This is a genomic window from Streptomyces sp. NPDC055103 (assembly GCF_053607625.1).
Genome location: NZ_JBSGTX010000006.1, coordinates 186,842 through 193,892, shown reverse-complemented (window position 1 = coordinate 193,892; position 7,051 = coordinate 186,842). Strand labels below are relative to the sequence as shown.

Here is a 7,051-nt window from a genome sequence, read left to right as displayed (position 1 = left end):
TCGGGACGACCCTCCGCCTTGCGATCGCACGCACCAGACGCCGCCCGGCCTGCCCTTCGGGCAGACGACGCTACTTTCGAAACACGCCCTAGCCGCGTGCGCCGCGGGGGAGGCCCCGGCGAACGGGCCGGCGGCACCCGCCCCGGCGCCGGGCGCGTCCACCCCGACGTTCCACGAGGCCGACACCCCACGCGCCGACGCGTCTCAGATGAGCGACCTCCCGGGCGGCCTCCCCGGCGGGCCTGTCGCGAGGCCGCCCCGGCGCCGGGGCGGCCTCGCGGTGCCTGTCGTCGTCGCGGCCGTCGCGGCCTGCGTCGGCGCGGTGACGGCCGCGGTCCTGATCGCCGGCCGGGACGAGCCGTCGACGGGCGCGGGCCCGACCGCCCAGGGCAGCCCCCGTACGACCTCGGCAGCCCCCGCGCCGGCCCCCGGCTCCGTACCCGACGGCTACACGGCGGTCGACGACGAGCGAGGCTTCACCGTCGCCGTTCCCACCGGCGCACGGCGCTCGACCGACGGCGAGCGGATCTTCTACACGACGGGGGACGGAGCCGTCTGGGTCGGGATCAGGATCCGGGCGATCCCGCCCGGCGGGGCGATCGGCGCGATGCGGACCGCCGACGCGAGCGGCCCGGACAACAACCCGGGTTACCGCGAGGCCGTCGTCGAGGAGACGCGGCACAAGGGACTGCCTGCCGCCCGCTGGGAGTTCACCTGGGACGGCTTCACCCGCGCCGAGGGACCCCGGCGCACCGTGGACCTCTGCTGGGAGCAGGCCGGGACCCTGTACGACGTGTGGGTGTCGGCCCCGGCGGGCCGTGCCGGCGAGGCCGACGAACACTTCGGCGCGGCGCTCGACTCCTTCCGTACGTCGGGCCGTTCGTCCGGTGGTCCGGCGGGCGGATGACCCGTCCGACCAGCCAAGTAGGGTGACTCCCATGCGTGATCTCGGGGTGGGTTTCAGATACCTGGTACAGGGCCAGAAGTGGGTGGGCCGACACGGACGGTGGTTCGGATTCGGGCTGTTGCCCGGGCTCGTGACCCTCGTCCTCTACGTCGGCGCGCTCGTCGGCCTCGGCTACGGCGCCGACGACCTGGCGGCCTGGGCGACGCCGTTCGCCGACGACTGGACCTCGCCCTGGCTCGGGCTCCTCCGGAACACGCTCACCGGCCTCGTCTTCGTCTTCGGGCTCTTCCTCGCGGTCATCACCTTCACCGCCGTCACCCTCCTCATCGGCCAGCCCTTCTACGAGTCGCTCTCGGAGGAGGTCGACCGCAGCCAGGGCGGCGACGTGCCCGAGTCCGGGCTGCCGCTCTGGCGCGAGCTGTGGATCTCGGCCCGTGACAGCCTGCGGGTCGTGCTGCGGGTCGCGTTCTACGGCATCCTGCTCTTCGCCTGCGGTTTCATCCCGGTGGTCGGCCAGACCGTCGTCCCCGTCCTCGGCTTCTGCGTCTCCGGCTTCTTCCTCGCCGAGGAGCTCACGGCCGTCGCGCTCCAGCGCCGGGGCGTCGAACTCAAGGAACGCCTCGTGCTGTTGCGCGGGCGCCGCATGGCCACCCTCGGCTTCGGCGTGCCGCTGACCCTCGCCTTCCTCGTGCCGTTCGTCGCCGTCTTCCTGATGCCGGGCGCCGTCGCCGGAGCCACCCTGATGGTCCGCGACCTGCGCGGCGAGACGGCCGACGACAACGACAACGACGACGACCGCGACCACGATGGCGAGTCCGAGGGGAGCGGCGCCCGCAAGAGCGGCGGCCTCCCCCGCTGAGCGAAGAGCACCCAGCCAAGAGCACCCAGCCAAAAGCACCCGCCAAGAGCACCCGCCAAGAGCACCCGCCAAGAGCGCCAGCCAAAGCACCTGCCACGAGCACCCGGCCCTCGGACGTCCCGGACGCCCGAGGGCTTCTCAGCCCTCGAGGACCGGGTGCAGTTCGGGCCGCGCGTCCCACCAGGTGCGGTAGAAGGCGTTGTTGTCGACGTTCGCCAGATAGGCCCGGCCCGCCGCCCGGTACAGCAGTTCCGCGTGCGGGGCCGGGACCGCCGCCCGGTTCCAGGCGAGCCGGATCCGCCCCAGGACGGGATCGCCCTCAAGCGGGCGCAGGACCGTGCCCGTCGCCGGCGGGGCCGTCGGCTGGCTCATCGAGATGGCCCGGCCCGCCGCGATCAGGTCGTAGTGCATCTTCCGGTCGGCCACCCGGTGCCGCAGCGAGGGCGTGAACCCGGCCTTCGCGCAGGCCGCGACCAGCGCCTCCGGCCCGCCGTCGTCATCCTCCACCAGCGTCATCCAGTCCTCGCCGGCCAGCTCGGCCAGGGCGATCCTGTCCTTCCCCGCCAGCGGATGCGCGGCCGACAGCCGTACGCAGAAAGGCTCCTTGGGCACCAGGGTCCGGGCCGTCGTCCCCTCCGGCAGCGGCACCTCGTGGTCGTTGACCTCGCCGTACAGGACGGCGTCGTACCGTCCCGCGCCGAGCTGCCGGGTCAGGGTCGTCGCCGAGTGCTCCACGGTCACCGCGATCTCCTGCCCCGCCATGACCTCCTCCAGCTGCCCGAGCTGCCCGAGCAGCCCGTCGACCAGGACGAGCAGGATGCAGCCGAGGCGCAGCGGGGTGTGCGGGGCGACGGCCCGCGCCCCGGCGGCCAGCGCGTCCATCTCGCCGAGGACGAGCCGCGCCTTGGAGAGGACGAACTCGCCGAGCGGAGTGGGCTCCACACCGTGCCGGCCGCGGAGGAACAGCTCGCCGCCCGCGACCCGTTCGATCCGGCGCAGCTGTGCCGAGAGAGCCGGCTGCGAGACCCCGAGCCGCCCGGCCGCGCGCCCCAGACTGCCCGCTTCCGCTATCCGGCAGACGGCCTCCAGATGCCTCAACTCCAGCTGCATTTCAGCAGCGTACGCAGCACGGGACGGCCGCACCATAACCCGCGTCTTATGCCGGATGAGATGTCCCGAACTGGCCATGTCCACGCCCATACTCGGCGCGACGATCCGTCTCCCCCACCCTGATCCCCACCCCGATCGGAGCGTACGTTGCACCCCACCAGACTCACGGCCACCAGAGTCACCGCGGCCGTGGCCGCCCTGGCACTCTCGGCGAGCCTCGCGACCGCCCTCGCCGGTATTGCCGCCGCCGCCCCCTCCGCCGCGGCACCGCAGGCGCAGCCCGTACCGCCCGGGCACGGCAAGTCCCTCGCGCTCGCCGCCGCCGACCGGGCCGCGGACAGTGGTCTCGACGAGCTGCGGCACGGCGCCGACGAGGAACTCGTCCGGACGTCCGTCACCCCCTGGGCGAACGGCCTGTACTTCGCGGCCTACGAGCGCACCTACCGCGGCCTCCCGGTCGTCGGCGGGGACGCGGTCGTCGTCTCCGACAGCGCCGGCAAGGTCCGCGAGGTGACCGGCGCCAAGGCCCCCGCCATCAGGGTCTCCACGCAGGCCAAGGTGACCGCCGACGCCGCCCTCGCCACCGCCCGCGCGCAGCTCGCCTCGGTCGAGTCCGCGAGCGCCCCCGAGCTGACCGTGCTCCTCAAGGGCGGCAAGGCCGTCCTGGCCTGGCACACCCGGGTCGTCGGCCGCACCACGGGGAACGCGCCGAGCGCCCTCGACACCTACGTCGACGCGCGTACAGGCTCCGTCGCCCAGGCCGTCGACAAGGTCCAGCACGCCGACGGCCGCGGCTACCACAACGGCAACGTCACCATCGACACCGCCGCGAGCTCCATGACCGACACCAGCCGCGGCGGCTTCAAGTGCGGCGGCCAGAACGGCAGCGCGTACACGGGCTCCTCGCCGTGGGGGAACAACGGCGCCAACGACCTCGTCACCGCCTGCGTCGACATCATGTACGCGGCCCAGCGCGAGTCCGACATGCTCAAGGAGTGGCTCGGCTACAACGGCATCAACGGCCAGGGCGGCATGGTCCCGGCCCGCGCCGGACTGAGCCAGGTCAACGCCTACTACGACGGTACGAAGACCACGTACGGCCGCAACCAGAACGGCACCAACCAGCTCACCGGCATCGACGTCGTGGCGCACGAGTACGGCCACGAGATCTTCGACCGGACCCCGGGCAGCGCCGGCTCGTCCAACGAGAACGGCGGCATGAACGAGTCGACGGGCGACATCTTCGGCGCGCTCACCGAGCACTACGCCAACAACCCGAACGACACCCCGGACTACACGGTCGGCGAGAAGCTCAACTTCACCGGCAACAACCAGCCGATCCGCAACATGTACAACCCGTCGCTCATCAACAACGACCCCAACTGCTACACCCAGTTGACCTCGGGCACCGAGGTGCACGCGGCGGCGGGCCCGCAGAACCACTGGTTCTACCTCCTCGCCGAGGGCTCCAACCCGGGCGGCGGCAAGCCCAGCAGCCCGATATGTTCCGGCGGTCCGTCCTCCGTGACCGGCATCGGCATCCAGAAGGCCGGCAAGATCTTCATGGGCGCCCTGTTGATGAAGACCTCCTCCTGGAACCACCTCGCCGCCCGCAAGGCCACCCTGACCAGCGCCAAGAACACCTACGGCAGCGTCGAGTGCAACGCGGTGAAGGCGGCGTGGAGCGCCATCGGCGTCCCGGCCCAGTCCGGTGAGACCGACTGCGGCGGCACCACCACCCCGGACTTCTCGCTCGCCCTGAACCCGTCCACGGGCTCGGTCCAGCCGGGTGCCTCCGTCACCTCGACGGTGAACACCAGCACCACCGGCGGCAGCGCGCAGACCGTCCAGCTCTCCGCGAGCGGCGCTCCGAGCGGCGTCACCGTCTCCTTCAGCCCCACCTCGGTGACCTCCGGCTCCTCCTCCACGATGACCGTGCAGGTCGCGGCGGGCACCGCCAACGGCACCTACCCGATCACCGTCACCGGTACGGGCTCCGCCACCCACACCGTCACCTACCAGCTGTCGGTCGGCACCACGACCCCGCCCACGGGCTGCGCCGACACCGAGTACGGCTACCAGGGCACCCTGACGTCCGGCCAGGCGGCGGCCCAGCCCGACGGCTCGTACTACTACTCGGCCACCTCCGGCACCCACGTGGGCTGCCTGCGCGGCCCGGCCGGCACCGACTTCGACCTCTACCTGCAGAAGTGGAACGGGTCGGCCTGGGCGGACGTGGCGGTCGGCGGCACCGCGACCGCCGACGAGAACACCAGCTACTACGGCACCGCGGGCTACTACCGGTACGTGGTCCACGCGTACAGCGGCTCCGGCGCGTACACGCTGGGCCTGAGCGCCCCGTAACGGGGGCGGGGCACCGTCACGGGCCGGGGGTCCCGTGACGGTCTTCCCGGAGCCGGGCGGTCTCAGGGCCTGTCCGGCTCCGACGCGTTCACGGTCGAACGACCTCAGCCGACCTCGGCGAGCACGAACCCCGGCCCGTCCGTCCCCGCGTCCGCGAGCCGCTCCCCGTCCGGGCCCCAGACCCCGGCCCGGCCGACCCCCACCCCGTCCTCGTTGGCCCCGAGGACGTTGCCGAGGACCACGTACAGACCGAAGTCCCGGGCCCGTACCGGATACACCTTCTCGAACGAGTCGTTGCCGGCGGAGAGCACCGAACTCGCCAGGTACACCGCGCAGTCGTCGGCCACCGCCCGCTCGGCCAACTCCGGGAAGCGGTTGTCGTAGCAGGTGGCCAGGGCGAACCGGACCCCGTCGAGCGCGAACCGCCCGTCGGCGGCGCCCGGTGCGAAGACCTCCTCCTCGATCCCGTACAGATGCTGCTTGTCGTAACGGGCGAGGAGCACGCCGTCGGGCCCGATGACCAGGGTGGTGACCCCGGTCCGGCCGTCGGCCGTCCGCACAGGGCCGTTGACCACGGCCGCCGCCGAGACCTCCCGGCAAGCCTCCCGCACGGGTGCGAGCCGCGGGTCGTCCTCGGTGAGGACGAGACCGGGGGTGTCGCGGATCAGGGACGGCTCGTACCCGCTCAGACAGAGCTCGGCGAAGACGACCACGCGGGCCCCCTCGCCCCCGGCGGCCCGGACGAGCCCGGCGACCGTACGGACGTTGGCGTCGATGTCCCCGGCGACCGGGGCGAACTGCGTGGCTGCGACGATCATGACCGCCATCATCCCGCACCCCCTACGGACGCCCGGCCTGGGCTTCCCCCAGCGCCTCCGCCGTCTCCCGCAGCTGCTGGAGGAACGCGGTCGCCGCCACCGTCGGCGTCGGCGGGGTCGCCGCGCAGATCCGGCGGTACGGGACGTCGTCCGGGTGGATCGTGACGAGCGTGACGTCCCGGCGCACGGCCGCCGCCGCGAGCGCCGGTACGAGGGTGATGCCCAGACCCGCGGCGACCGCCCCGAGCTTGGCGATCCAGTCGTGGGCCATCAGCCCCGTGCGCGGCCGGAACCCGGCGGCCACGGCCGGCCGGAAGAGGGTGTCCTCCAGGCGCTCGGCACCGACGATCCACTCCTCGTCGGCGAGCTCGGCAAGCCGCACCGCCCGCCGCCCCGCGTACGGATGGCCGCACTCCAGGGCCACCAGCATCGGCTCGTCCAGGAGGTGGTGGAGCGTCACGCCCTCCGGCGGGGGAGCGGCCAGGGCGGGGCTGACCACCGCCAGGTCCTGCTCACCGGCGGCCAGCTGCGCCAGGTGCTTCACCGACGGACCCTCGGTGCGGGTGACGGTCACCTTCGGATGCCGGTCGCGGAACGCGGCCTGCGCGCGGGGAACCAGCGCCGCGTTGGCGCTGGAGAACGAACCCAGCCGGAGCAGCCCGCCCTCCAGGGTGCGCAGCGCGTCCAGTTCGGCCCGGGCCGCGGCCAGCCGGTCCCGCACCGCCTCGGCGTGCGGCAGCAGCACCCGGCCCGCCTCGGTCAGCCGCACCCCGCGCGGGAGCCGCTCGAAGAGCGCCGCGCCCGTCTCGTCCTCCAGGGACTGGACCTGGCGCGAGATCGCGGACTGCGTGTAGCCGAGGGCGCGGGCGGCGGAGGTGAAGGAACCCTCGCGGGCGACGGCGAGGAAGACCTCGTACAGGACATGACCGTTCACCCGGCCATTGTGCATGCCCACGCCGCATGGAAACCATGCGAGACATTCGCTTGTCGCAT

General features: G+C 73.0%; 6 protein-coding genes. 3 read left to right on the top strand and 3 right to left on the bottom strand.

The features are described 5' to 3' along the window. Positions 1 to 208 precede the first annotated feature (208 nt). Both ACWFR1_RS06730 and ACWFR1_RS06725 read left to right on the top strand, forming a co-directional pair. A complete protein-coding gene (locus ACWFR1_RS06730) occupies positions 209 to 907 on the top strand; it encodes a hypothetical protein (RefSeq protein WP_453547256.1) in 699 nt (232 codons plus the stop codon). Positions 908 to 938: 31 nt separating this feature from the next. After that, on the top strand, positions 939 to 1,766 hold the full coding sequence (locus tag ACWFR1_RS06725; protein WP_453547253.1) for an EI24 domain-containing protein: 828 nt from the start codon (positions 939 to 941) through the stop codon (positions 1,764 to 1,766). 138 nt (positions 1,767 to 1,904) lie between these two features. Here the strand turns inward: ACWFR1_RS06725 and ACWFR1_RS06720 are convergent, their stop codons facing one another. Next, the gene (locus tag ACWFR1_RS06720) at positions 1,905 to 2,876 is read right to left on the bottom strand and encodes a LysR family transcriptional regulator (protein WP_453547251.1); all 972 of its coding nucleotides are present in this window, start codon (positions 2,874 to 2,876) and stop codon (positions 1,905 to 1,907) included. Positions 2,877 to 3,023: 147 nt separating this feature from the next. Here ACWFR1_RS06720 and ACWFR1_RS06715 point away from each other — a divergent pair, with 147 nt between their 5' ends. After that, a complete protein-coding gene (locus tag ACWFR1_RS06715) occupies positions 3,024 to 5,240 on the top strand; it encodes a M4 family metallopeptidase (RefSeq protein WP_453547249.1) in 2,217 nt (738 codons plus the stop codon). A gap of 104 nt (positions 5,241 to 5,344) precedes the next feature. Here ACWFR1_RS06715 and ACWFR1_RS06710 read toward each other — a convergent pair whose 3' ends face one another. Next, complete coding sequence (locus ACWFR1_RS06710) at positions 5,345 to 6,058, bottom strand: carbon-nitrogen hydrolase family protein (RefSeq protein WP_453547247.1); 714 nt, start codon at positions 6,056 to 6,058, stop codon at positions 5,345 to 5,347. A gap of 22 nt (positions 6,059 to 6,080) precedes the next feature. Next, the gene (locus ACWFR1_RS06705; RefSeq protein WP_453547244.1) at positions 6,081 to 6,992 is read right to left on the bottom strand and encodes a LysR family transcriptional regulator; all 912 of its coding nucleotides are present in this window, start codon (positions 6,990 to 6,992) and stop codon (positions 6,081 to 6,083) included. Positions 6,993 to 7,051: the final 59 nt, after the last annotated feature.

What these genes read in the sequence shown, in the direction of transcription:
- ACWFR1_RS06720 (WP_453547251.1), bottom strand. Translation starts at nt 2,876, where the DNA reads ATGCAGCTGGAGTTGAGGCATCTGGAGGCCGTCTGCCGGATAGCGGAA.
- ACWFR1_RS06710 (WP_453547247.1), bottom strand. Translation starts at nt 6,058, where the DNA reads ATGATCGTCGCAGCCACGCAGTTCGCCCCGGTCGCCGGGGACATCGAC.
- ACWFR1_RS06730 (WP_453547256.1), top strand. Translation starts at nt 209, where the DNA reads ATGAGCGACCTCCCGGGCGGCCTCCCCGGCGGGCCTGTCGCGAGGCCG.
- ACWFR1_RS06725 (WP_453547253.1), top strand. Translation starts at nt 939, where the DNA reads ATGCGTGATCTCGGGGTGGGTTTCAGATACCTGGTACAGGGCCAGAAG.